The organism is Methylobacterium sp. P3_A11 (assembly GCF_056403155.1).
This window is the reverse complement of record NZ_JBFUGA010000002.1, coordinates 116,979-141,018: the sequence shown is the minus strand read 5'-3', so window position 1 is coordinate 141,018 and position 24,040 is coordinate 116,979. Positions and strand designations below refer to the sequence as shown.

At 70.4% G+C, this 24,040-nt stretch carries 20 protein-coding genes; 7 read left to right on the top strand and 13 right to left on the bottom strand.

What is annotated here, in order from left to right:
• The 3 genes from AC1DXK_RS01415 to AC1DXK_RS01405 form a co-directional block, all read left to right on the top strand.
• A partial coding sequence (locus tag AC1DXK_RS01415; RefSeq protein ID WP_477296571.1) for a thermonuclease family protein occupies positions 1–743 on the top strand: 743 nt, incomplete at its 5' end.
• 5 nt (positions 744–748) lie between these two features.
• Positions 749–2,233: a M48 family metalloprotease gene (locus AC1DXK_RS01410; RefSeq protein WP_477296569.1), complete on the top strand. Its 1,485-nt coding sequence runs from the start codon at positions 749–751 to the stop codon at positions 2,231–2,233.
• 73 nt (positions 2,234–2,306) lie between these two features.
• Entirely contained in the window at positions 2,307–2,987 is a 681-nt protein-coding gene (locus tag AC1DXK_RS01405) for a glutathione S-transferase family protein (RefSeq protein ID WP_457107645.1), read from the top strand.
• A gap of 22 nt (positions 2,988–3,009) precedes the next feature.
• Here AC1DXK_RS01405 and AC1DXK_RS01400 read toward each other — a convergent pair whose 3' ends face one another.
• The 5 genes from AC1DXK_RS01400 to AC1DXK_RS01380 all read right to left on the bottom strand — a co-directional run bounded on the left by AC1DXK_RS01400 (position 3,010) and on the right by AC1DXK_RS01380 (position 7,687).
• On the bottom strand, positions 3,010–3,165 hold the full coding sequence (locus tag AC1DXK_RS01400; protein ID WP_457107644.1) for a hypothetical protein: 156 nt from the start codon (positions 3,163–3,165) through the stop codon (positions 3,010–3,012).
• A gap of 75 nt (positions 3,166–3,240) precedes the next feature.
• Positions 3,241–3,678 (bottom strand): EamA family transporter, encoded by a 438-nt coding sequence (locus AC1DXK_RS01395; RefSeq protein WP_457107643.1) that lies wholly within the window; start codon positions 3,676–3,678, stop codon positions 3,241–3,243.
• A gap of 205 nt (positions 3,679–3,883) precedes the next feature.
• Positions 3,884–6,151, bottom strand: coding sequence for a xanthine dehydrogenase family protein molybdopterin-binding subunit (locus AC1DXK_RS01390; protein ID WP_457107642.1), 2,268 nt, complete (start codon positions 6,149–6,151; stop codon positions 3,884–3,886).
• Between the two features lie 7 nt (positions 6,152–6,158).
• A complete protein-coding gene (locus tag AC1DXK_RS01385) occupies positions 6,159–7,166 on the bottom strand; it encodes an FAD binding domain-containing protein (protein WP_457107641.1) in 1,008 nt (335 codons plus the stop codon).
• The gene (locus AC1DXK_RS01380) at positions 7,163–7,687 is read right to left on the bottom strand and encodes a (2Fe-2S)-binding protein (RefSeq protein WP_457107640.1); all 525 of its coding nucleotides are present in this window, start codon (positions 7,685–7,687) and stop codon (positions 7,163–7,165) included. The genes AC1DXK_RS01385 and AC1DXK_RS01380 overlap by 4 nt, the downstream gene beginning before the upstream one ends.
• Positions 7,688–7,961: 274 nt before the next feature.
• On the opposite strand from AC1DXK_RS01380, the gene AC1DXK_RS01375 reads away from it, so the two are divergent.
• Positions 7,962–9,347, top strand: a complete 1,386-nt coding sequence (locus tag AC1DXK_RS01375; protein ID WP_457107639.1) for a M20/M25/M40 family metallo-hydrolase — start codon at positions 7,962–7,964, stop codon at positions 9,345–9,347.
• 12 nt (positions 9,348–9,359) lie between these two features.
• Here AC1DXK_RS01375 and AC1DXK_RS01370 read toward each other — a convergent pair whose 3' ends face one another.
• The gene (locus tag AC1DXK_RS01370) at positions 9,360–10,064 is read right to left on the bottom strand and encodes a nucleotide-binding protein (RefSeq protein WP_457107638.1); all 705 of its coding nucleotides are present in this window, start codon (positions 10,062–10,064) and stop codon (positions 9,360–9,362) included.
• A gap of 702 nt (positions 10,065–10,766) precedes the next feature.
• Between AC1DXK_RS01370 and AC1DXK_RS01365 the strand changes: the two genes are divergently transcribed.
• The 3 genes from AC1DXK_RS01365 (at position 10,767) to AC1DXK_RS01355 (ending at position 13,220) form a co-directional block, all read left to right on the top strand.
• Entirely contained in the window at positions 10,767–11,936 is a 1,170-nt protein-coding gene (locus AC1DXK_RS01365; protein WP_457107637.1) for an SMP-30/gluconolactonase/LRE family protein, read from the top strand.
• Between the two features lie 6 nt (positions 11,937–11,942).
• Positions 11,943–12,386 (top strand): MEKHLA domain-containing protein, encoded by a 444-nt coding sequence (locus tag AC1DXK_RS01360; protein WP_457107636.1) that lies wholly within the window; start codon positions 11,943–11,945, stop codon positions 12,384–12,386.
• 366 nt (positions 12,387–12,752) lie between these two features.
• Positions 12,753–13,220 (top strand): hypothetical protein, encoded by a 468-nt coding sequence (locus AC1DXK_RS01355; RefSeq protein WP_457107635.1) that lies wholly within the window; start codon positions 12,753–12,755, stop codon positions 13,218–13,220.
• Positions 13,221–13,346: 126 nt separating this feature from the next.
• On the opposite strand, the gene AC1DXK_RS01350 is transcribed toward AC1DXK_RS01355, so the two are convergent.
• The 7 genes from AC1DXK_RS01350 to AC1DXK_RS01320 all read right to left on the bottom strand — a co-directional run bounded on the left by AC1DXK_RS01350 (position 13,347) and on the right by AC1DXK_RS01320 (position 24,033).
• Positions 13,347–14,327: an ABC transporter ATP-binding protein gene (locus tag AC1DXK_RS01350; protein WP_457107634.1), complete on the bottom strand. Its 981-nt coding sequence runs from the start codon at positions 14,325–14,327 to the stop codon at positions 13,347–13,349.
• Positions 14,324–15,304 carry an ABC transporter ATP-binding protein gene (locus AC1DXK_RS01345; RefSeq protein WP_457107633.1) on the bottom strand — a complete coding sequence of 327 codons (981 nt, stop codon included), beginning with the start codon at positions 15,302–15,304 and terminating at the stop codon, positions 14,324–14,326. Before AC1DXK_RS01345 ends, AC1DXK_RS01350 begins: the two co-directional genes overlap by 4 nt.
• 142 nt (positions 15,305–15,446) lie before the next feature.
• The gene (locus AC1DXK_RS01340; RefSeq protein WP_457107632.1) at positions 15,447–16,418 is read right to left on the bottom strand and encodes an ABC transporter permease; all 972 of its coding nucleotides are present in this window, start codon (positions 16,416–16,418) and stop codon (positions 15,447–15,449) included.
• A 181-nt stretch (positions 16,419–16,599) separates the two neighbouring features.
• Entirely contained in the window at positions 16,600–17,580 is a 981-nt protein-coding gene (locus AC1DXK_RS01335; protein WP_457107631.1) for an ABC transporter permease, read from the bottom strand.
• A 9-nt stretch (positions 17,581–17,589) separates the two neighbouring features.
• A complete protein-coding gene (locus AC1DXK_RS01330; protein ID WP_457107630.1) occupies positions 17,590–19,203 on the bottom strand; it encodes an ABC transporter substrate-binding protein in 1,614 nt (537 codons plus the stop codon).
• A gap of 372 nt (positions 19,204–19,575) precedes the next feature.
• Positions 19,576–22,734: a multidrug efflux RND transporter permease subunit gene (locus AC1DXK_RS01325; protein WP_457107629.1), complete on the bottom strand. Its 3,159-nt coding sequence runs from the start codon at positions 22,732–22,734 to the stop codon at positions 19,576–19,578.
• A gap of 18 nt (positions 22,735–22,752) precedes the next feature.
• Positions 22,753–24,033, bottom strand: coding sequence for an efflux RND transporter periplasmic adaptor subunit (locus tag AC1DXK_RS01320; protein WP_477296561.1), 1,281 nt, complete (start codon positions 24,031–24,033; stop codon positions 22,753–22,755).
• Between the last annotated feature and the right edge of the window lie 7 nt (positions 24,034–24,040).

Here is a 24,040-nt window from a genome sequence, read left to right as displayed (position 1 = left end):
CCAGCGGCGCCGCGTGCGCGGCTGGACCCGCGCGGGTCGAGGCCGTGGCGGGAATCGGACCCCGGGGGGAGATCCGCCTGGAGTCGGGCGCCCGGGCGGTGCCCGATTCCCTGCGGTGGCCGGACGCGCCGGCGGCTGCCGCCGCAGCGCAGGCGTGGCTCGAGGCCTGGCGGGGGGCCAGCGTCACGGTGGTCCCCCGCGGGCAGCCCGACCGCTGGGATCGGGAGCGGGCCGATATCCTGACCGCCACGGAGGACGGGGATCTGGCGGGCGCCCTCATCGCGGCGGGGCTGGCCTTCGCGGACGCGAACGAAGCCGATGCGCTCTGCCGGCCCGCCCTGCGCCTCGCGGAGGCCGCCGCCCGGAGGCGCGGGCTCGGCCTCTGGCAGGAGCCGCTCCCGGCGGCGCAGGACGGGGCGGCGCTCCGGGCGCGGGCCGGCCAATTCGTAGTCGTGGAGGGCCGCGTCCGCCACGTCGGCGAGCGGGGCGCACGCACCTATCTCGATTTCGCCGCCCGCGGCACGGACGGCCTGACGGTGACGGTATCGAAACGCACTTGGCGAATGATGCGCGCCCGTGGTTTGAGTGCGACCTCGCTCGAAGGCCGGCGCGTGCGGGTGCGCGGCCTCCTGGAGGTCTGGCGCGGCCCGACCCTGGAGGCCGCCGCCGACGCGATCGAGATGCTGGAGGAGGCGGACCGGCCGGAGGCCGATCCGGACGGGGAACGGGGATTGCGGCGCTGATCGCGATGGGCGGGATCACGGGGCGAATCATCGGACGGCGCGTCCACGGGGCGTGGCACCGTCCGTGCGGGCTGGCGGCGCTCGGCGGGCTGGCCCTGCTGCTCGGCGCCTGCGTCGCCGACCAGACCGACGCGACCGTGCGGTCGGCCGTGGTGCGGGTGCCCGCGGAGGCGCCGCGCACCACCGGCCGCGAGCGCGCCGCGGATGCCGACCACCTCAAGCTGGTGGCCTCCTTCGGGGGCGAGGCACGGGCGCCCAACGTGACGCGGATGCTCACGGAGGTGACCGACCGCCTCGTGAAGGCGAGCGACCGGCCCGACCAGTCCTACACGGTGACGCTCCTCGACTCGCCCGCGGTCAACGCCTTCGCGCTGCCGAACGGGCGGCTCTACGTCACCCGCGGCCTCGTGGCCCTGGCGAGCGACACCTCCGAGGCGGCGGCCGTGCTGGCGCACGAGATGGCTCACGTGACCCTCAACCACGCCACGGCCCGCAGCGAACTGGAGCTGCGCTCGGCCCTGGTCAGCCGCGTCGTGGCCGACGTGCTGAACGATCCCGATACCGGCGCGCAGTTGCAGCACCAGTCGCGCTTCGCCCTGGCCCGCTTCTCCCGCGAGCAGGAGCTGGAGGCGGACGCCACCGGCGTGCGCACCCTCGCGAAGGCCGGCTACGATCCGTTCGCGGCCGGCCGCTTCCTCACCGCCCTCAACCGCTCGACGGGGTTGAAGGCCGGCAGTACCGGCGAGCCCGACATGCTGGCGACCCATCCGGGCACGGTTGAGCGGATCACGCAGGTCACCCGGGCGGCGCGGCGCATCGGCGCACCGGGCATCGGCACCGACGACCGCGCCTCGTACCTCGCGGCGGTGGACGGGCTCGCCTACGGCGACAATCCACGCGACGGCGCCGTGCGGGGCCACCGCTTCATCCATCCCGGCCTGGGCATCGCCTTCGAGGTGCCGGAGGGCTTCACCCTGGAGAACACCCGCGCGGCGGTTCTGGGAACGACCCAGGACGGCAGCCGACGCCTGCTGTTCGACCAGATCGAGGCCAAGGACGGCCAGCCCCTCGACGCGGTGCTGAAGGCGAGCTGGAACGACGCCTTCGACCCCGCCGGCTTCGAGACCCGTGAGGTCGCCGGCCATCCGGCGGCCTTCGCGCTGTCGCGGGGCAAGGACTGGACCTTCCGCTTGGCGGCGATCCGGATCGGCGAATCGACCTTCCGGATGATCATGGCGGCCAAGGGGGCCGCTGATCCCGATCCGGCCTTCCGCCGCTGGGCCGCAACCCTCGTCGCCGTATCACCCGACGAGACCGTCCTGCATCCCCTGCGGCTGCAGGTGGTTCAGGCGACCGCGACCAGCGCCGAGGACCTCGCCCGCCGCATGGCGGTGCCGGACCGGGCGCTCGACCGGTTCCTGGTTCTCAACGGGCTGGAACGGGGCGCCCCGCTGGTGCCGGGCCGCAGCTACAAGATCGTGGCGGAATAGCCGCCCTGCGCGGCTGCGGCTTGTGCGGATGCCCGACCCGGACATCCTTCCGACCTCGTTCAGGGAGAGCGCCGTGATTCGATTCTTCTACAATCTCAGCCCCAACCCGATGAAGGTCGCCCTCTGCCTGGAGGAGATGGGCCTGCCCTACGAGCCGGTGCCGGTGGACACCCGCAGGGGCCAGCAGTTCGATCCCGCCTACACGGCGGTCAACCCGAACGGGAAGGTCCCGGCGATCGTGGACGGCGACGTGACGGTGTTCGATTCGAACGCCATCCTGCTCTACCTCGCGGGCAAGACCGGCCGGTTCCTGCCCGAGGGCGAGCCGGTGCGGGGCGAGATGCTGTCCTGGCTGATGTTCGTGGCGACCGGCATCGGCCCGTTCTCCGGCCAGTGCGTCCATTTCCGCCACTTCGCGAAAGACGGCGGCGCCTACGCCACCGAGCGCTACGTCTTCGAGGCGCGCCGCCACTGGGGCGTCCTCGACCAGCGCCTCGCCGGCCGCGCCTACATGCTGGGCGACACGTACACGATCGTCGACATGGCGGTGTGGGGCTGGGCGCGCATGGTGCCGTTCGTGCTCGGCGAGACCGCCTTCGCGGATCTGCCCAACGTCAAGCGCCTCCTCGACACGCTCAACGCCCGGCCGGCCGCCCAGGCCGCCGAGGCGCTGAAGGGGCGCCATGCCTTCAAGGCCGAGATGGACGACGAGGCCCGGGGGTTCATGTTCCGCGCCACGCAGGGCGCCGCCTGAGCCGCGCCCGCCGCCCTCCGCCTCAGGGCGCGGGGGCGGTCACCATGAGCATCGGCAGGGTGACGGAGAGCGTGCCGGGGGGCACCCGCTCGGTGCCGAGCGTCAGGCAGGCGGCGAAGCCGAGACCGAGGGCGAGACCGAGAAGCGAGGTCTCGAATCCGCGGTAGACCCAATCCATGGCGGTCCCCTTGCGTGAGGAGACGTCAGGATGCGCTCGCCGGGTTAACGGATCGGCGCGCCGGCGCGCACTCCCTCACCAGCCCGAGGCGACGAGGGCGGCACCGGCGGCGATGAGGCCGACGCCGGTCCAGGCCGCGAGGCTGAGGGTTTCGCCGAGCAGGCTGGTGCCGAGGATCGCCACCAGCACGACGCTCAGCTTGTCGATCGGCGCGACCCGGGCGGCATCGCCCAGCGACAGGGCGCGGAAGTAGCAGAGCCAGGACGCTCCGGTGGCGAGTCCCGACAGGACGAGGAAGACGAGGCTGCGGCCGGAGATCTGGGCGAGGCCGCCGGCCTGACCGGAGCCGACGACGATCGCCCCGGCGAAGACCAGGATCACGGCGGTCCGCACGAAGGTCGCGACATCCGACGGGACGCCCGAGACGCCGACCTTGGCGAGGATCGCGGTCAGTGCCGCGAAGGCCGCCGCGGCGAGCGCCCAGAAGCGCCAGGATTGCAGCAGGTGGCTCACCGGGATTCCGTGTCGGTTCTCAGGGCAACGGGCGGTCGCATCATCGTCCTTGCGAGCGGAGCGAAGCAATCCAGGGTCGCGCCATGCTCAAGGATGTCGCGTCGCCCTGGGTCGCTTCGCTGCGCTCGCGATGACGGAGCGGTCCAGCGCGATCCGCGTTCGACTCCTTCCGAACTGTCAATGTTTCCTGTGAAACGCTCGCCGTTCACAGGAGCTTGTCGATGGTGATCGGCAGATCGCGCACCCGCTTCCCGGTGGCGTGGAACACCGCGTTGGCGATCGCCGCCGCCGTGCCGACGATCCCGATCTCGCCGAGGCCCTTCACGCCCAGCGGGTTCGCCTTGTCCTCCTCGTCCACGAAGATCACGTCGATATCGTAGATGTCGGCGTTCACCGGCACGTGGTACTCGCCGAGATTGTGGTTCATGAACCGGCCGACCCGGTGGTCGAGCATCGACTCCTCCTCGAGCGCCGAGCCGATCCCCATCACGACGCCGCCGAGGATCTGGCTGCGCGCGGTCTTCGGGTTCAGCACCTTGCCGGCCGCGATCGCCGAGACGATGCGGGTGACCCGGACCTGACCCAGTTCCGCGTCGACCTTCACCTCGGCGAATATCGCCGAATGCGTGTAGGCCTCGTATTTCTGGTTGAAGTCCTTGTCGGGCCCGGCCTGTTCGACCGCCTCGACCTTGTCGATTCCGGCCGCCTGCAGCACGGCAACGAGCGACACGCTGCGGCCCGGATCGCCCGCGACGGAGATGTGGCCGTCCGCGAACACGGCGCGGTCGAAGTCGACGTTGGCCAGGGGCGAGTTCTCCATCGCGCGGGCGAGCTTGAACACCTGTTCGCCGACGTTGCGGCAGGCCTTCATCACGGCGGTTCCGGAGGAGGCCGCCGTCCAGGAGCCGCCGGCGACCGGCGCCTCGGGCAGGCTTGTGTCGCCGAGCTTGGTGGTCACCGCGTCCATCGTCAGGCCGAGGGTGTCGGCGGCGATCTGGGTGAGGATCGTGTAGGTGCCGGTGCCGATGTCGCCGGTGGAGTTGCCCACCGTGAGGCGGCCGTCGGGCGTCAGGGTCGCGATGGCGCTCGACTGCATCATCATCGATTCCCAGATGCCGGTGGCCACGCCCCAGCCGACGAGTTCCCGGCCGTCCCGCATGGAGCGCGGCTCCGGATTGCGCTTGGCCCAGCCGAAGCGTTCGGCACCCTGCGTGAAGCAGCTCTTGAGCTCCTTCGAGCCGAAGGGCTTGCCTTTCGCGGTGGCGTCGGACTCGGCGTAGTTCTTCAGCCGCAGGGCGATCGGGTCCATCCCGGTCGCGTAGGCGAGCTCGTCCATGGCGGTTTCGATGCCGAAGACGCCGGTCACCGCGCCGGGGGCGCGCATGTCGCCCGGGGTGGCGGTGTCGAGCTTGGCGAGTCGGTAGGTCAGGGCGACGTTGTCGCAGCGGTAGAGGACCCCCGACCAGTTGACGATCACCTCCTGGTAATCTTCGAAGTTCGAGGTGCCCTGCACGGCGTCATGCCGCAGGGCCGTCAGCGTGCCGTCAGCCTCGGCGCCGAGCGCGATCGTCTGCAGCGCCTCGCCCCGGTAGGTGAAGGACCACATCTGGTCGCGGGTCAGGGTGACGCGGACCGAGCGCTTCAATTCCTGGGCGGCCAGCATCGCCAGGAACGCCTGGTATTGCGGACGCAGGCCGGAGCCGAAGCCGCCGCCGAGATAGGGATTGAGCACCCGGACCTGGTCGGGCTTCAGGCCGAACACGTTGGCGAGGTACTGCTGGCTGTTCGAGACGCCCTGGATCTTGTCGTAGACCGTGTAGGTCCCGTCCGCCTCCACCACCACCGTGGTGGCGTGCGGCTCCATCGGGTTGTGGTGCTCGTTGGCCAAGCTGTAGCCGCCCTGCACGCGGATCGGCGCGCTGCCGAACGCCCGGTCGGCGTCGCCCCACGGAGCCGGCGGCGGCTTGATGCCCTCGCGCTTGGTGGGCGGATCGTAGGCGTCGCCGCGCACGGCCTTGAGGTCGGTGACGGGCTCCTGCATCGCGTAGCCGACGCGGACGAGGGAGGCGGCGTAGCGCGCGGTCTCGAAATCCTTCGCCACCACCAGGGCGACCGGCTGGCCGCTGAAGACGATCAGGTCGTCGTAGAGGGCGCGGAACGGCGAGCCGGGGGGCGCGACCGCGTCCTGGAAGTTCTTGTCGCGCCACGCGGTGCGCGGCCGGTTCTCGTGGGTGATGACCTTGAGGACGCCCGGCACCGCCTCGGCCTCGGCGGACTCGATGGCGGTGATCCGGCCCTTGGCGATGGCGCTGGACACCACGTAGCCGTAGGCGAGACCGGGCGCGGCGAACTCGCCCGCGTATTTGGCGAGGCCCGTGACCTTGGCGGGTCCGTCGACGCGGCTGCGCGGGCTGCCGACGAAGGTGTCGCGGCCGGTGGAGCTGAAGGTCTGCGGACTTGAGGTGTGAGTCATGGCGGGCCTACTGGATGCGCTTGTCGCTGAGCGACTGGGGCGTGCCGGCGGCGGCCTGTTCGAGGCCGCGCACGATGGCGCGCCGGGCGAGATCGATCTTGAAGCCGTTCTCCGATTGCGGCTTGGCCGCGGCGACGACGAGGTCGGCCGCCGCCTGGAAGTTTTCGCGAGTCGCGGGCTTGCCCTCCAGCAGGGCCTCGGCCTCGCGGTTGCGCCAGGGCTTGTGGGCGACACCGCCGAGCGCCAGCCGGGCGGTCTTCACTTGGTCGCCGTCGAGTTCAAGCCCCGCCGCCACCGAGACCAGCGCGAAGGCGTAGGACAGGCGGTCGCGCAGCTTCAGGTAGGTGTAGTGCTGCGGGAAGCGGCTCTCCGGCAGGTCGACCGACACGATGATCTCGCCGGGGGCGAGGTTCGTGTCCCGCTCCGGGGCATCCCCCGGCAGGCGGTGGAACTCGGAGAACGGGATTGACCGGTCGCCCTGCGGCCCGGTCACCTGCACGGTGGCCTCCAGGGCGGCCAGGGCGATGCACATGTCGGAGGGGTGGGTGGCGATGCAGTGCGCGCTCGTCCCGAAGATCGCGTGGATGCGGTTCGTCCCGCCGATCGCCGGGCAGCCGGAGCCGGGCGCGCGCTTGTTGCAGGGCGTGGCCGTATCGTAAAAGTAGTAGCAGCGGGTCCGCTGGAGCAGGTTGCCGCCCGTCGAGGCGGCGTTGCGCAGCTGCGCCGAGGCGCCGGCCAGGATGGCGTTGCGCAGGAGCGGGTAGCGCGCCGCGACCCGGTCGTCGTACGCCACTGTGGCGTTGGTGGCGAGCGCCCCGATCCGGAGGCCGCCCCCGTGATCCTCGATCCGGTCCAGGGGCAGGCGGGTGATGTCGATCAGCCGGGCCGGCTTCTCGACCTCGTACTTCATCAGGTCGATCAGGTTGGTGCCGCCGGCGATGAAGCGCGCCCCCGCCCCGAAGGCCTGCACCGCCTCCGCCACCGTGCCGGCGCGGACATAGTCGAAGCGGTTCATCGGGCGGCTCCCTGCATGACGTCCTCGATGGCGTCGACGATGTTGGTGTAGGCGCCGCAGCGGCAGAGATTGCCGCTCATCGCCTCGCGGATCTCGTCCCGGGTGTGGGCGTGGCCCTCGTTCATCAGGCCGACCGACGAGCAGAGCTGGCCCGGCGTGCAGTAGCCGCACTGGAAGGCGTCGTGCTCGATGAACGCCTCCTGGATCGGGTGGAGGGCGTTGCGGCCCGCCCGGTCGCCGAGGGCGGCGAGGCCCTCGACGGTCGTGATCTCGGCGCCGTCCTTCATCACCGCGAGCGTCAGGCAGGAATTCACCCGGGTGCCGTTCACCAGCACCGTGCAGGCGCCGCACTGGCCGTGGTCGCAGCCCTTCTTTGTGCCGGTGAGGTCGAGCCGCTCGCGCAGGAGGTCGAGGAGCGTGGTCCAGGGGGCGACCTGGAGTTCGCGCCGCTGCCCGTTGATCGTCAGCGTGATGCCGATCGGCGTATCCGCCGACACCGGCGGCTGGGTCTCGAGGCGCATGATGTCGTCCACGGTCGGGGCCGGCCGGGGCCGGGCGGGAACGGATCGGCCCAAGCGGCGACCGGGAGGGACGTGCGGGCGCCGGCCCGAGGGCTTCGGTCGATAACCATTCCAATCTGCGCCTGTTCCGGTGCGCTCCGTCTCGACCACGGATCGACGGCGCCGCCGCGAAGGGGCATGGGATCAATCAACGTGTGCTCCGACGTTGCCCGCGCCGCCCCGCCTCGGCTAACCCTCGTTCCCGCAGAGTTCACGCCGCACCCCGGAGCCCCCGATGGCCGCGCTCGACGCGATCCTCAACGACATCGACACGGATCTGGAGAACGCCCTGGAGCGGCTGTTCGCCTTCCTGCGGATCCCGTCGATCTCCACCGATCCCGCCTATGCCGGCCCGTGCCGGGAGGCCGCCGCCTGGCTGGCCCAGGACCTGACCGCGCTGGGCTTCGAGACCTCCGTCGAGGAGACCTCGCTCCATCCGGTCGTGCTGGCCCACAGGCCGAAGCCCGGGGCGCCCCACGTCCTGTTCTACGGGCATTACGACGTGCAGCCCGTCGATCCGCTCGATCTCTGGACGACGCCACCCTTCGAACCGCACCTCGCCGACGACGGCCAGGGCGGCAAACGAATCGTCGGGCGCGGCGCCTCCGACGACAAGGGTCAGGTGATGACCTTCGTGGAGGCCTGCCGGGCCACCATCGCCATGCACGGCGAATTGCCATGCGGCGTCACGATCCTGATCGAGGGCGCCGAGGAGAGCGGCTCGCAGGGCCTGCCGGAATGGGTCGCGGCGAACCGCGACAGGCTCGGCTGTGACGTGGTGCTGGTCTGCGACACCGGCATGTGGGACCGGAAGACCCCGGCCATCACCTCGTCGCTCCGTGGCCTCGCCTATTTCGAGGTGAAGGTCACCTGCGCCGACCGCGACCTGCATTCGGGCTTCTTCGGCGGCGCCGCCCGCAACCCGATCCATGTGCTCGCCAAGATCATCGCCGACCTGCACGATGCCGACGGGCGGGTGACGATCCCAGGCTTCTACGAGGGCGTGCACGAGCGCCCGCCGGAGGTCCTGGAGCAGTGGCGGGGCCTCGGCCTGACGCCGGAGACGCTGCTCGGCCCGATCGGCCTGAAGGAGCCCGCGGGCGAGCGCGGGCGGATGCCGATCGAGCTGGTGCAGTCGCGCCCCTCCTGCGACGCCAACGGCATCATCGGCGGCTATACCGGCGAGGGCACCAAGACGGTGATCGCCTCCACGGCCTCCGCCAAAGTCTCGTTCCGCCTCGTGGACGACCAGGATCCGAAGCGGCTCGCCGAGGCGTTCGAGGCCTTCGTGCGCGCGCGGGTGCCGGCGGACTGCCGGGTCGAGGTCATCACCTACAAGGGCTCGCGGGCGATCAGCCTGCCCTTCGACATGCCGCAGCTCGGTGCCGCCAAGGCGGCGCTGCAGGACGAGTGGGGCGTGCCGGCGGTGACCGTCGGGGCCGGCGGCTCGATCCCGATCGTCGGCGACTTCAAGCGGATCCTGGGGCGCGACACCCTGCTGATCGGCTTCGGCCTCGACGACGACCGGATTCACTCGCCGAACGAGAAGTACGACCTGACGAGCTTCCACAAGGGCACGCGCTCCTGGGCGCGGATCCTGGCGGCCCTGGGCCAAGGCTGATCTCGGCTGATCTCAGCGGGCGGGGGCCGCTCGCATCTTGCCGTCGATCCAGGCCCAGAGCGCCCGGACCTCTTCGGCGGCCGGGCTGCCGGGGGCGAATTCCGTGACGCCGAGCCCGGTCGCCAGGGCGTCCTGGTGGTCGACCCGGTGGATGATCCCGGGCTCGGCCAGGACCCCCAGCGCCCGCAGCTGCGCCGCGTAGGCGCTGGTGCGCGGCGAGGGCGGCGGCGGGCACTGGTTCAGCACCAGGGCCAGCCGCTCCCGCAGGCCGAGGCCGACGAGGGCCTGCAACGTCGGCCGGGCGGCCACGATGTCGAGCCGGGAGGGCCGGACCGGCATCAGGACGAAATCGGCATCCTTCAGGGCGGGCGCGAGCCCGGCGGCGCTGCCGGCCGTGTCGAGGACGGCGAGCGTCGTGCCCTGCTCGGCGAGGATGCCGAGGATCTCCGAGAGCTGGCCCATCTCCCAGGGCTGGACCCGGTCGACCGCGACGGACTCGCCCGTCCGCAGGGAGCCCCAGCCGGCGAGCGAGCCCTGCGGGTCGAGGTCGAGCGCGGTCACGCGCTCGCCCGCCTCCGCGGCGGCGACCGCCAGAGACGCCGCCAGGGTGGTCTTGCCGGTGCCGCCCTTCTGCACCGCCATCGCCAGGACCCGCAGCGTCCCGTCGCGCCGCCGCGGTGCGATGTCCGGCTCCCGTCCGGATCCTTCAGGATCCATGCGCGTCCCACCTCTCCGATGTCGTGCCCGGGCCATCGCGACCGGTTCGGCTCGGCGCGGACCATGGCAGAGCTTGTACCCCCGGTGGCTCACCTCCGCGCGCCCGCCGCGCCGATCGTAGGCCGGACATCATGACGGTGAGATCATGAACACCCGACGTCGGCACGCGCATGTGCCGGCATCGGCGCAAGCTAATCGGGCGCCCTGCCAAGATCTCTTCAGCCCAGATGGGATGTCGGCGCGGGCCGGGTCAGCCGGCATCACGCGGGGGCAAATCCTTGCGGGAAGATTGATTACTTATACTATGTGCCTGTTAGCCCGCAGGCCGCATTCCCGTCAAGACGTTCATGTTTCGCTCACCTGCTCGACAACTTATCGATTGATGTTTTATTGATAAATATAGCTTCCGATTACGATAGACGATTCCATCCATTGCATTGGAATTCATTCCATCAAGATCGTTCCGACCCGATCGTTTCAATCCGAGATCCCGCCAGCCCTCATCGGGCGCGAACGGACGCGGCGACCCGCATCGTGCGTCCGCCCGGCGAAACCTGCCCTGAAGGACCTGCGCCCGCGCGCCGCCGGCCCGTTGTTGGGATCGCCTGCGGACGCCCGCGCGTTGGAGCGGCGGCTTGCGGCCATGGAGGCCGAATTGGAGGCCGACGGGTCCAGCCGTCGCCATGACAGGACGGGACGCGCATGCCAATCGACCGCCGCCGCCTGATCGGATCCGGCCTCGTAGCCCTCGCGGCGGGACCGGTCCAAGCCGGGACGCCCTCAGGGCGTGAGCCGCCCGTGAGCCGGCCTGTCGGGCCGCTGGAACTGGCGATCGCCGCGGATGCCCCCTCCACCCCCACCGGGCTGGCGATCGCCCGGGGTGGGCGCATGTTCGTGATGATGCCCCGCTTCACCGGAGCCGAGCCGGTCACCCTCGGCGAGGTGCTGCCCGACGGATCGGTGAAGCCCTACCCGGACGCGGCGACCAACCGGCCGGATCGACAGGCGCCGCAGGCGTCGCTGTTCCACGTCCCCAACGGCGTCTTCGACCGCGACGACACCCTCTGGGTTCTGGATGCCGGCCTGCCCGAGGGCAAGGGCCGCCCGGTGCCGGGGGGCGCCAAGATCCTGGCGATCGACATCGCCCGGAACAGCATCCGCCGGACGATCCCCCTCGACGCAGGCGTGGGGCCGGACTCCTCCCTGAACGACCTGCGGGTCGACGTGCGCGACGGGCGGGCGCTGGCCTACGTCACCGACCAGGGCCAGGCCGGGACGGGCGCGATCCTCGCGGTCGACCTCGACAGCGGGCGGGTGATCCGGCGCCTCGCGGACCATCCCAGCACGCGCTCCGAGGAGGGCCTGGTCAAGTTCGTGGAGCGGCGGCCCGTGATGGAGCGGAAGGGCGACGCGCCCGAGAAGAGCCCGAAAGGCGGCGCCAACGGCATCGCGATCAGCCCGGACGGCCGCCGCCTGTACTACGCGCCGCTGATGAGCCGGCGCCTCTACGCGGTCGAGACCGCGGCCCTGCGCGACCCGGACGTCCCGGAGGCGGCCGTGGCCGCCGCCGTCCGGGATCTCGGCGAGAAGGGCATGACCGGCGGGCTGACCACCGATTCCGAGGACCGGGTCTATCTCAGCCTGCAGGAGCAGAACGCGGTCGGCCGGCGCCTGCCGGACGGCACCGTGGAAGTGCTGGCCGCCGATGACCGGCTGGTCTGGGCCGATACCTTCTGGATCACCCCGGACCGGTGGCTCTATATCTCGGCGGCCCAGGTCAACCGGCGGCCGGAATTCAACCACGGCCGGGACCTGCAGCAGCCGCCCTACGCGATCCTGCGCATGCGCATCGACGCCGATCCCGTCCTGTAGCGTGTCATGACGGACCTCTCGCACGACCCGGACTTCTTCGCCCTGCTCACCGGCAGCTACGCGCGGCGGCTCGGCGAAGCCCTGGTGCCGGCCGGCGCGGATGCGGACTGGCTCTACGCGGAGGCCCCCTTCGCGGTCCTCGCCCATGACGGCGGCGCGGATCCGCGCTTCGTCTATGCCAACCGGGCCGCGCAGGCCTGCTTCGGCTACGCGTGGGAGGACCTCGTCGGCCTGCCCTCGCGGCTCTCGGCCGAGGCGCCGGAACGGGCCGAGCGGCAGCGGCTCCTCGACGCCGTCACCCGGGAGGGCTTCAGCCGCGGCTACCGCGGGCTGCGGATCGCCAAGGATGGGCGCCGCTTCTGGATCGAGCGGGCGGTGGTCTGGCAGCTCGACCGCGACGGCGTCACGGTGGGGCAGGCCGCGACGTTCTCGGAGTGGCGCGACGCCTGAGCGGCGGCGACCCGCGGGCGCGATCGCCCGGGACGGCAAGCCCGCATACTCTCCGGATCGGGGCCGCGCGACGGCGACCGAGAAGGGCGGGGTTCCCGGCCGTGCGGCTTCCGCGGGCGCCGAGGATGCGGGACCGAGCGCAACGGGCAGACCGCGTTCCGATCCGGGCGCTCCCTGCACAGGGGCGACGGCCCGGCGCGCATGCGTGCAACGGGGCTCCAGCCGGCAGCGACCCTGGTCCACGGGGGCGCCCGCGTCCCGCGGCACGGACCCGGTGATGGAACGATATGGGCGGCCGCAGCTTGCCGTTCTGATCCGGCAAGACATTTGCGAGGATCGCCGCACATTCCCTGTCACAGGCTGGCCGTGTCGATGCCTTTCGGACGAACGATTCTCGCGGCCGTCCTATGGGTTGTTCCCACGTATGGCTGGGCTCAGGCCTCACCGTCGCGGATCAACGATTGCACGTTTCTGACGGATCCGACGGATCTGCGGTACTGCCTGTTCTTCGAGCAAGGGGGCCGACCGGCACTGCCGGTCACGATCCTGGCGACCGGTGACGGCCTGTCGTCGATCGGGACAGACGACAGGCTCGGAGGCTATCGACGGCCCGCTCCGATCGCCTTGTCGCCGCTCGGGAGGCCGAAGGTCAGGGTCCGCCTCGGTGGGGCGGACAACGCGACGTTTCCGCAGCAACCCTATTTCCTTGCCTCGGCCGGCCTGGACCCCCGCGGTGTTCACATCACGCAGGTGTCGAGCCTGGGCCTCGGCAGGCGGGATCGCGCCTCCAACCGCCGCAGCGATGTCTTCATCGCGCAGGTCGGCACTCGGTAGGATCGTCGATGTCCCGCGCCACGGCGCGGCTCGGTCGCCCGGGTTCGAACGCCGAGATCGGAGCGCCGGCGGCCTCAGTGCATGGAACGGCCTGCGCCCCGAAGCCCTCCGTGCAGGCCGCCACGGTCAGGCCCGTCCCTCCTGCACCGCGTGGCACGCGACGCCGTCGAGGAGCGCCGGCACCTCTGCGCGGCAGCGGTCGTTCGCCAGCGGGCAGCGCGGGTTGAAGGTGCAGCCGGGGGGTGGGTCGATCGGATTCGGGATCTCGCCGGAGACCGGCACCCGGGCGCGACCGACATGGGCGAGGTCGGGGACCGCGTCGAGCAGCATCCGCGTGTAGGGATGGCGCGGCGTCGCGAACAGGTCCTTGGCGGCGGCGACCTCCACGAGTCGACCCAGATACATCACGCCGACCCGGGTCGCCATGTGGCGGACCACGGCGAGGTTGTGGGAGATGAACAGGTAGGTCAGTCCCAGCCGGTCCTGCAGATCGCGCATCAGGTTCAGGATCTGCGCCTGAACCGAGACGTCCAGCGCCGAGGTCGGCTCGTCGCCCACCAGGAACTCGGCCTGGCTCGCGAGTGCCCGGGCGATTGCCACCCGCTGGCGCTGGCCGCCGGAAAATTCGTGCGGGTATTTTCTGGAATCGTCGGGGTGGAGCCCGACGAGGCCCAGGAGTTCGGCCACGCGGGCGCGGATCGCCCCCTCCCCCTGGATCAGGCTGAAGGCCCGGATCGGCTCCGCGATGATCCGGCCCACCCGCCAGCGCGGGTTCATGGACGCGTAGGGGTCCTGGAAGATCATCTGGATGCGCGCCCGCAGGCGCCGCCGGGCCGCGGCCTGGCGGGGATCGGTCATCGAGACGCCGGTGATCGTCACCTCGCCAGCCGAGGGCGGCAGCAGGCCGACCACCATTCGCGCCACCGTCGACTTGCCGGAGCCGGATTCACCGACGATCGCGAAGGTCTCGCCCTTCTCGATCGTGAACCCGACCCGGTCCACCGCCGTGAGGAATTTCCGGGGCTCGCCCTCGAGCACCCGGTTGAGCCAGGGCTTCGAGACGTCGAACCGGCGGCGCAGATCGGTGACTTCGACGTAGGCGCTCACGCCGCGCGCTCCGCTGCATCGTACAGGTGACAGGCGACCCGGCTCGCATCGACCGGGATCGGCTCGGGCCGCTCGACGCGGCACCGGGCGAACACCTTCGGGCAGCGCGGGTTGAAGGCGCAGCCCTTGGGAATGGCGGTGAGGCGCGGCATCACGCCGGGGATCTGGCTCAGCCGGTCGGACTCCTGCGACAGGGTCGGGATCGCCCCCATCAGGCCGACCGCGTAGGGGTGGTGCGGCTTGGCGATCACCGAGGCGACCGGGCCGATCTCGGCCACCCGCCCGGCATACATCACCGCCACCCGGTCGGCGGCCTCGGCGATCACGCCCATATCGTGGGTCACCAGCATCACCGCGGTGCCGTGCTCGCGGCAGAGACGCTTCAGCAGCGTGATGATCTGGGCCTGGACCGAGACGTCCAGCGCCGTGGTCGGCTCGTCGGCGATGATCAGTTCCGGCTCGGCGGCGAGCGCGAGCGCGATCACCACCCGCTGGCGCATGCCGCCCGAGAATTCGTGCGGGTAGCCGTCGATGCGCCGCTCGGGGGCCGGGATGCCGACCTCGGCGAGGAGGTCGATGGCGCGGGTGCGGGCGGCCCTGCCCGACAGGTCGGTGTGGGTCCGCAGGGTCTCGACGATCTGGTCGCCGACCCGGAACAGCGGGTCGAGGGAGGTCAGCGGATCCTGGAAGATCATGCCGATGCGCTTGCCCCGCACCCGCCGCATCGCCTCCGGGGAGAGGTTGTCGATGCGCTCGCCGCGCAGACGGATCTCGCCGCCCGCGATCCGGCCGGGCCGGTCGATCAGCCCGATCACCGCCGAGCCGGTCACCGACTTGCCGGCCCCGGACTCGCCGACGACGCCCAGGATCTCGCCGCGGCCAATGTCGAACGAGACCCGGTCGATGGCGGTGAGCGGCCCGCGGCGGGTGTCGAAGGCGACCGTGAGGTCGCGCACGGAGAGGATGGTCTCGGTCATGGCGTGGCGGCTCCGGTGGCAACCCGGCTTCGGATGGGCGCCCCCGTCCTTGCGAGCGGAGCGAAGCAATCCAGCGGCGCCACGCTCACCAAGGTCGCGCTGCCCTGGGTCGCTTCGCTGCGCTCGCGATGACGATGTCCCATCATTGCAGCTTCGGATTGAGCGCGTCGCGCAGCCAATCCCCCAGGAGGTTGATGGCGATGACGAGGCCGGCCAGCGCCAGCCCCGGGAAGGCGACGATCCACCACTCGCCGGAGAACAGGAAGCGGTTGCCGGTGCGGATCAGCGTGCCCAGCGACGGCATGGTCTCGGGCAGGCCGGTGCCGAGGAACGAGAGGGTCGCCTCGGTGATGATGGCCAACGCGAGGTTGATCGTCGCGATGACGAAGACCGGGCCGGTGACGTTCGGCAGGACGTGGCGGACCAGGATCACCGGGGAGGACAGGCCGATCAGCCGTGCCGCCTGGACGTAGTCCTTGCCCTTCTCGACCATCACGGAGGAGCGCACGGTCCGGGCGTACTGCACCCAGAAGGACAGGCCGATCGAGACCACGATCAGCCCGATCAGCGGCCCGACGTCGAGGGCGCTGCCGAAGGTCGCCTTGGCAACGCCGTCCACCACCAGGGCGATCAGGATCGCCGGGAAGGTGAGCTGCACGTCGGCGACCCGCATGATCAGCGTGTCGAGGACCCCGCCCGCGTAGCCGGCGATCAGGCCGAGCGCGATGCCGAGGATACCGGAGGTCAGCACCCCGAGCACGCCGACGATCAGCGACAGCCGCAGGCCGTAGAGCACCGCCGAGAGCACGTCCCGGCCCTGGTCGTCGGTGCCGAGATAGTAGGGCGCTTGGCCCTCGGCCTGCCAGATCGGCGGCAGGTTGGAGTTGATCAGGTCGAGCTGGGCCGGGTCGTAGGGGTTCTGCGGGGCGACCAGGGGCGCCGCGAAGGCGAGCCCGACCATCAGCAAAGTGGCGATCAAAGCCGCCATCGCGGTCTTCGAGCGCAGGAAATTCGCCAGCAGATCGGAATCCCGCCAGCGCGCGAGGCGGGAGGGCTTCGCCTCCGGCAGCGGGACCGGCGGGGCGTCGCCCGCGTCGAGGTCGTATCCGCTCATCGGCCGACCCTCACGCCGTGTCCGGTTGACGTTTTCGGGGCTGAAGCCACCGTCTTTGCGAGCAGAGCGAAGCAATCCAGCAGCGCCACGCCGACAGAACGCGCGCTGCCCTGGGTCGCTTCGCTGCGCTCGCGATGACGGTGTAGGGGCAGGCAACCGGAGCCTTCGGTCATGGCCGCCCTCACGTCGCCCGCCCGGTCGAGAGCCGCAGGCGCGGGTCCACCACCGTGTAGAGGATGTCGACCACGAGGTTGATGGTCACGAAGATCAGCGCCACGAGCAGCAGGTAGGCGGACATGATCGGGATATCGACGTTCTGCACGGCCTGGACGAAGAGCAGGCCCATGCCGGGCCACTGGAACACCGTCTCGGTGATGATCGAGAAGGCGATGACCGAGCCCAGCTGGAGCCCCGCGATGGTGATGACCGGCACGAGGGTGTTCTTGAGCGCGTGGCGCAGGTGGACGGCGCGGGTGGTGAGCCCCCGCGCCCGGGCGAAGCGGATGTAGTCGGTGCGCAGCACCTCCAGCATCTCGGCGCGCACCAGCCGCATGATCAGCGTCATCTGGAACAGGCCGAGGGTGATGGAGGGCAGGATCAGCGCCTTGAGCCCCGACGCGGTGAGGAAGCCCGTCGTCCACCAGCCCAGCCGCACCGTGTCGCCGCGCCCGTAGGAGGGCAGCCAGCCGAGCGTTACCGAGAACAGGTAGATCAGCAGGATGCCGATCAGGAAGGTCGGCAGGCTGATCCCGATGAGCGAGACCGCCTGGAACAGCCCGGCGAGCCAGGAATCCCGGAAGAGCGCGCAGTAGACACCCATCAGGATCCCCACCACCAGGGCGAAGATCGTGGCGCAGAAGGCAAGTTCCAACGTCGCCGGCATGCGCTCGGCGAGGAGTTGCGAGACCGGCTGCCGGAACTGATACGAGATGCCGAATTGCCCCCGCACCACGTTGCCGGCGTAGCGGGCGAACTGGACCAGCACCGGGTCGTCGAGGCCGAGAGTCTTCCGGATCTCGGCCCGCTCGGACACCGTGGTGTCGGGTCCGACGATCTGGTTCACGGGGTCGCCCGCGAACCGGAACATCGCGAAGGCGATGAGCCCGACGACCGCGAGGACCGCGGCCGCCTGGATCACCCGCCGCAGCAGGAAGGCGAGCACGCCGCGCGCCTACTGCGGATCCTTCGACACCCAGTAGAGCAGCAGCAGGTTGTCGGCGCGCTGGGTCAGGTGGACCTTCTTGGACACGCCCCAGGCCAGCGCCTGCTGGTGCAGCGGGATGTAGCCCCAGTCGGTGTTGAGGACGTCGAATCCCTCCTTGATCAGGGCGTCGCGCTTGGTCTTGTCGGTCTCCGATTCCACCTTGTCGGCGATTTCGTCGATCTTCGGGTCGCAGTAGCCCGCGAGGTTCCAGCCGCCGCGACCGGACTTGTCGCCCGGCTTCCGGCAGCCGACGATCTCGTAGAGGATGTTGTGGCTGTCCAGCGAGGACGGGGTCCAGCCCAGCAGGTAGAACGAGGTGTCGTAGGCCGGCGCCAGCACCTTGGCGAAGTACTTGGCCTTCGGCTGCGCGTTGAGGTTCACCTTGACGTTGATGCGGGCCAGCATCGAGACCACCGCCTGACAGATCGCCTCGTCGTTGACGTAGCGGTCGTTGGGGCAATCCATGGTGAGCGAGAACCCGTCCGGATAGCCCGCCTGAGCCATCAGCTCCTTGGCCTTCTTGAGGTCGGTGGCCGGACGCTTGAACTCGCCCCCCCGGTCGTAGAGGGCCGGGGCGATCATCAGGGCGGAGGGCACCGCCTGCCCGCGCATGACCCGCTTGGCGATCGTGTCCTCGTCGATGGCGAGGTAGAAGGCCTCGCGGACCTTGATGTCCTTGAACGGGTTCTTGCCCTTGACGCTCGAATCCTTGAGCTCGTCCCGGTCCTGGTCCATGCCGAGGAAGATCGTGCGCAGCTCGGGGCCGGCCATCACGGTGGCGGTGCCGCTGGCGTTGACCCGCTGCTGGTCCTGCAGCGGCACGGGGTCGATCCAGTCGACCTCGCTGGAGAGGAGCGCGGCGACGCGGGTCGCCGGATTGGCGATGGTGGTCAGCACTGCCTCGTCGAGGTTCGACTCGACCTTGCCCCAGTAGCCGTCGAATTTCTTGAACACCGTCTTCACGCCGGGCTGGTGCTCGGCGATCACGAACGGGCCGGTGCCGTTCTCGTGCAGGGTGGCGTAGCTCGGGCTGGTGGCGCTGGGAGGCGTCGGCTGGACGACGCCGTTCTTCTCGGACCACGCCTTCGACATGATCACCCAGGTCGGGAACTGGGCGATGGCGATCGGGTTCGGCTTCTTCAGCACCATGTCGACGGTGTAGTCGTCGACCTTCACGAACTCGGCGTCGGCCGGGACGTTGGTGGTGAAGTTCGAGCCGGAGGCCCGGACGCGCTGGGCGGAGAAGATCACGTCGTCGGCCGTGAACGGCGAGCCGTCGTGGAACTTGACGTTCTTGCGCAGGTGGAAGCGCCAGCGGGTCGGCTCGGGCGTCTCCCAGGACTCGGCGAGGCCGGGGGCGAATTTCAGGTTCTTGTCGAGGGTGACGAGGGGCTCGTAGGCCGCTTGCTGCATTCCCTCGGTGAAGCTCTCCTTGAGGGAGTACGGATCGAGGGACTTCAGATCGCCCTGGAAGGCAAAGCGAAAGACGTTGGCGGCCTGTGCGGGCAACGCGAAGGCGAACGTCGCGACCGCGACCGCGGACACGCCGCGGGCGAGGGTCTTCAGGGCTGAACGGGACAAGCGGATCTCCGGAACCGTGAATGCGCCACCGGCCGGCAGCCCCGGCGGTGTCCACCGCGGCGCCAGCAAGCATCGGACCATCTGTATACAAGACCGAGGTCGAGGCTGTCGCGGGGGAGTGACACGACCCGGCCGCCTGAACGCGTTTTTCCCCGCCTCATCCCCGTTTTCGATTGAAGACTTCGGGGGCTCGGGCTCAGGGGGCCTGAAAGCGATGCCGTGTTCCCGAAGTGGGGCGCCGCGGGTCCCCTCTCCCGTGCGGGAGAGAGACCGGGTGAGGGGCGCGATCTCTCCGGAGCGTTCTCGACCCTCTCCCGAACGGGAGAGGGGGCGCGTCGCGCCTGGCAGGAACCGAGGCGCGACGCGTCTGGCCTATTCGGCCGCCACCCGCGCCGGCTCCTGCCGCGCCGCGCCCTCGGCCCGCTCGCCCTCCGCCACCGCCTTGCGCCGGAACAGGCGCATGACGACGACGAAGAACACCGGCACGAAGAACACCGCCAGCACGGTCGCGGTGATCATGCCGCCCATCACGCCGGTGCCGATCGCCTGCTGGCTCTTCGAGGCGGCGCCGGTGGCGATGGCCAGCGGCACCACGCCGAAGATGAAGGCCAGCGAGGTCATCACGATCGGCCGGAACCGGAGGGTCGCCGCCTCCACCGCGGACTGCACCACCGAGGTCCCGGGCTTCCAGAGGTCCTTGGCGAATTCGACGATCAGGATCGCGTTCTTGGCCGAGAGCCCGATGATCGTGATCAGCCCGATCTTGAAGTAGACGTCGTTGGGCATGCCGCGCAGATGCACGGCCGCCACGGCGCCGATGACGCCGAGCGGGATCACCAGCATCACCGAGACCGGGATCGCCCAGCTCTCGTAGAGCGCGGCGAGGCACAGGAACACGATCAGCACCGAGAGGGCCAGCAGCAGGCTCGCCTGGCTGCCCGCCTGCTTCTCCTGATAGGACTGGCCCGTCCAGGCGTAGCCGAACCCCTTGGGCAGTTGGAGCATCAGCCGCTCCATCTCACTGATCGCGTCGCCCGACGTGTAGCCGGGGTTCGGCTCGCCGGTGAAGCGCACCGACTGGTAGCCGTTGAAGCCGACGATCTGGCTCGGCCCCATGCTCCATTTCAGCTCCGCGAAGGACGACATCGGGACCATCGTGCCCGTGGCGTTCTTCACCGCGTAGTTGAGGATGTCCGACGCGTTCATGCGCTGGAGCTGCTCGGCCTGCACGTAGACGCGCTGCATCTTGCCGCGGTTGGGGAAGTCGTTCGGGTAGACCGAGCCGAGGTTGAGCTGGATCGTGTTGTTGATGTCCTCGAACTTCACGCCGAGCGCCGCCGCCTTCTCGCGGTCGATGATCAGCTCCGCCTGCGGGGTCGGCGGCAGGCCCTCGATCTTCACCTTCTGGAGGACCGGGCTCTGCGAGGCCAGCTTCAGGAGCTGCTCCTGGGCGGAGAGCAGCGCCGCGTACCCGCGGTTGGCCCGGTCCTGCAGGCGGAACGAGAAGCCCGCCGCGTTGCCGAGGTTGTCCACGGGCGGGGGTTCCTGCGCGTCCACCGTGGCGTCGCGGTAGCTGGCGAGCGCCGCGTTGGTGCCCGCGACGAGGGCGGCGGCCGAGTTCTTGGCGTCGCGCTCGGACCAGGGCTTGAGGGTCACGAAGGCCTGGCTCGTGCTCGGGGCCTGCCCGGAGAACGAGAAGCCGTTGAGCATCGTCACGGTGGCGACGCCCGGTTGCGCCAGCAGGTGCTCCTCGACCTTGCGCACCGCCTCCTGGGTGCGGTTGTAGGAGGCGCCCGGCGGCGTCTGGATGTCGACCGTGAAGAAGCCCTGGTCCTCCACCGGCAGGAAGCCCTCCGGCAGGTTGACGAACGCGTAGGCGGTGCCCGCCACGAGGGCGAGATAGACCAGCATCACCCGGCCGGATTTCCGGATGAACCACTGGGTGCCGCGTCCGTAGCGGGCGGTCTCCCGGTCGACGAACCGGTTGAACAACCCGAACACGCCGCCCTTGGCGTGGCCGTGTCCCTTGGCCACCGGCTTCAGGAAGGTCGCGCAGAGGGCCGGCGTCAGCGACAGGGCGAGCAGCGCCGAGAACGCGATGGAGGTCACCATCGCGATCGAGAACTGCCGGTAGATGATGCCCACCGAGCCGGGGAAGAACGCCATCGGGATGAACACCGCCATCAGCACCAGGGTGATGCCGATGATCGCCCCGGTGATCTGCCCCATGGCCTTCTTGGTGGCCTCCTTGGGGGGCAGCCCCTCCTCGTTCATGATCCGCTCGACGTTCTCCACCACCACGATGGCGTCGTCGACCAGGATGCCGATGGCCAGCACCATGCCGAACATGGTGAGCACGTTCACCGAGAAGCCCGAGATCCACATCACCGTGACCGTGCCCATGAGGGCGATCGGCACGACGATCGTGGGAATCAGGGTGTAGCGGATGTTCTGCAGGAACAGGAACATCACCAGGAAGACCAGCACCACCGCCTCGACGAGGGTGTGCAGCACCTTCTCGATGGAGGCCTCCACCGCCGGGGTGATGTCGTAGGGGATGTCCCACTTCAGGTCCGGCGGGAAGAACTGGGACAGCTCGACCATCTTGGCGCGGATCGCGCGGGCCGTCTCCAGCGCGTTGCCGTCGGGGGCGAGCGTTACCGAGATGCCGGCGGCCGGGCCGCCGTTCAGCCGGGTGGAGAACTGGTAGGCGTCGCCGCCGAGCTCGATCCGCGCCACGTCGCGCAGGCGCACGTTCGAGCCGTCGGAATTGGCCCGCAGCACGATGGCGCCGAATTCCTCGATGGTGCCGAGCTGGCCCTTCACGATGATCGGCACGGTGAGCGCCTGCCGGGTCGGGCTCGGCTGCGCGCCGACCGAGCCGGAGGCGACCTGGACGTTCTGGTTGCGGATCGCGTCGGTCACGTCCGAGGCGCTGAGCGAGAGGCCGCGCAGCTTGTCGGGATCGACCCAGACGCGCAGCGACCGCTCCGTCGAGTAGAGCGTCGCGCGCCCGACGCCCGGGATGCGCCGGATCTCGTTGATGACGTTGCGGATCAGGAAGTCGCCGAGGCCGACCTCGTCCATCGACCCGTCCTTGGAGACGAGGGTGATGATGTTGAGGGTCGCGGCCGAGGCCTCCTCCACCAGGATGCCCTGCTGGCGCACCTCCGCGGGCAGGCGCGCCTCGACGCGCTTCAGCCGGTTCTGCACCTCCACGGAGGCCAGCGCCGGGTCGGTGCCGGGCTGGAAGGTGGCGGTGATGTTCACGGAGCCGAACGAGTCGGTGGTCGACTCGAAGTTCATGATGTTGGCCGCGCCGTTCAGCTCGTCCTCGATGAGCCGGGTCGTGCCGATGTAGAGGCTCTCCACCGAGGCCCCCGGATAGGCCGTGGACAACGCGATGGAGGGCGGCGCGATCACCGGGTACTGCGCCACCGGCAGGTTCGGGATCGCGAGCGCACCGCCGAGACAGATGAACAGCGCCACCACCCAGGCGAAGACCGGGCGGTCGATGAAGAAGCGGGCCATGATCGGGCTCTCCCGGGCTCAGTGGCGCTGCTGGACGGCGGCGGCCCGCTGCGCGGCCTCCGCCTTGTCGGCGGGCGTGACGAGCGCCTCGTCGGCATCGTGCTTCGGACCGGCCTCACCGTGGACCGGGGTCTGGTCGAGGGGCTTCACCTTCGCGCCGACGGTGATCTTCTGGAAGCCGTCGACCACGACCCGCTCGCCGGCCTTCAGCCCGGAGCGGATCAGCCAGTTCTGACCGACCACGGGTCCGACCTCGACGGGCTGGCGCATCACGGTCTCGTCGGCGCGCACCACCCAGACCTCGGCGCGGCCGTCATCGGTGCGCTGGATCGCCTGTTGCGGCACCGCGATGGCATCCGAGTCGATGCCCTGCTTGATCCGCGCCCGCACGTACATGCCGGGGAACAGCTCGTCGTGCGGGTTGGGGAACTGCACCCGCAGGGTCACCTGCCCGGTGCTCGGATCGGCGGTGACGTCCGAGAACAGCAGCCGGCCCGCCAGCGGGTAGAGCGACCCGTCGTCCATGATCAGGTGGACGTTGGCGGTGTTCTCCTCCAGCCGCGCCAGCTCGCCGCTGGCGAGGTCCCGGCGCAGGCGGTTCAGCTCACCGACCGACTGGGTGATGTCGACGTAGATCGGGTCGAGCTGCTGGATCGTGGCGAGCGCCCCCGTGGAGCCGGGCTCGATCAGGGTTCCCTCCGTGAGCAGCGCCCGGCCGATCCGGCCGGTGATCGGAGCCCGCACGTCGGTCCAGCCGAGGTTGAGCTGCGCCCGGTCGCGGGCCGCCTTGGCGCCGGCGACCTCGGCCTCCGCCTGCTTCTTGGCCGCGAAGGCCGCGTCGTACTGGGCCTGGCTGGCGGTGGCGCGGGACAGGAGCTGTTCGAGGCGGTCAGCCTGCTGGCGGGCCAGCACCTGGGCGGCCTCCTGGCGGGCGAGCGCGGCCTCGGCGCTGGCGAGTTCGACCTCGAAGGGCGCCGGGTCGATCTTGTAGAGGATGTCGCCCTCCTTGACCTGGCTGCCCTGCTCGAACAGGCGCTTCACCACGAGCCCGGAGACCCGGGAGCGGACCTCGGCGATGCGCATCGGGGCGACGCGGCCCGGTAGGTCGCGGAGATAGGGGATCGCCTGGGGCTCCACCTTGACGAAGCCGACCTCGGGCACGGGCGGCGTCGGCGTGGCGACCGGCTTCGGGTTGCAGGCCGCGACACCGAGCAGGAGCAGGGCTGCGGGCAGGAGGGCGGCCGCGCGGGCCGAGGCGCGGAACGAAGACGGGGTTCTGGCGGATACAGTGCGGGTCACGGGTAAC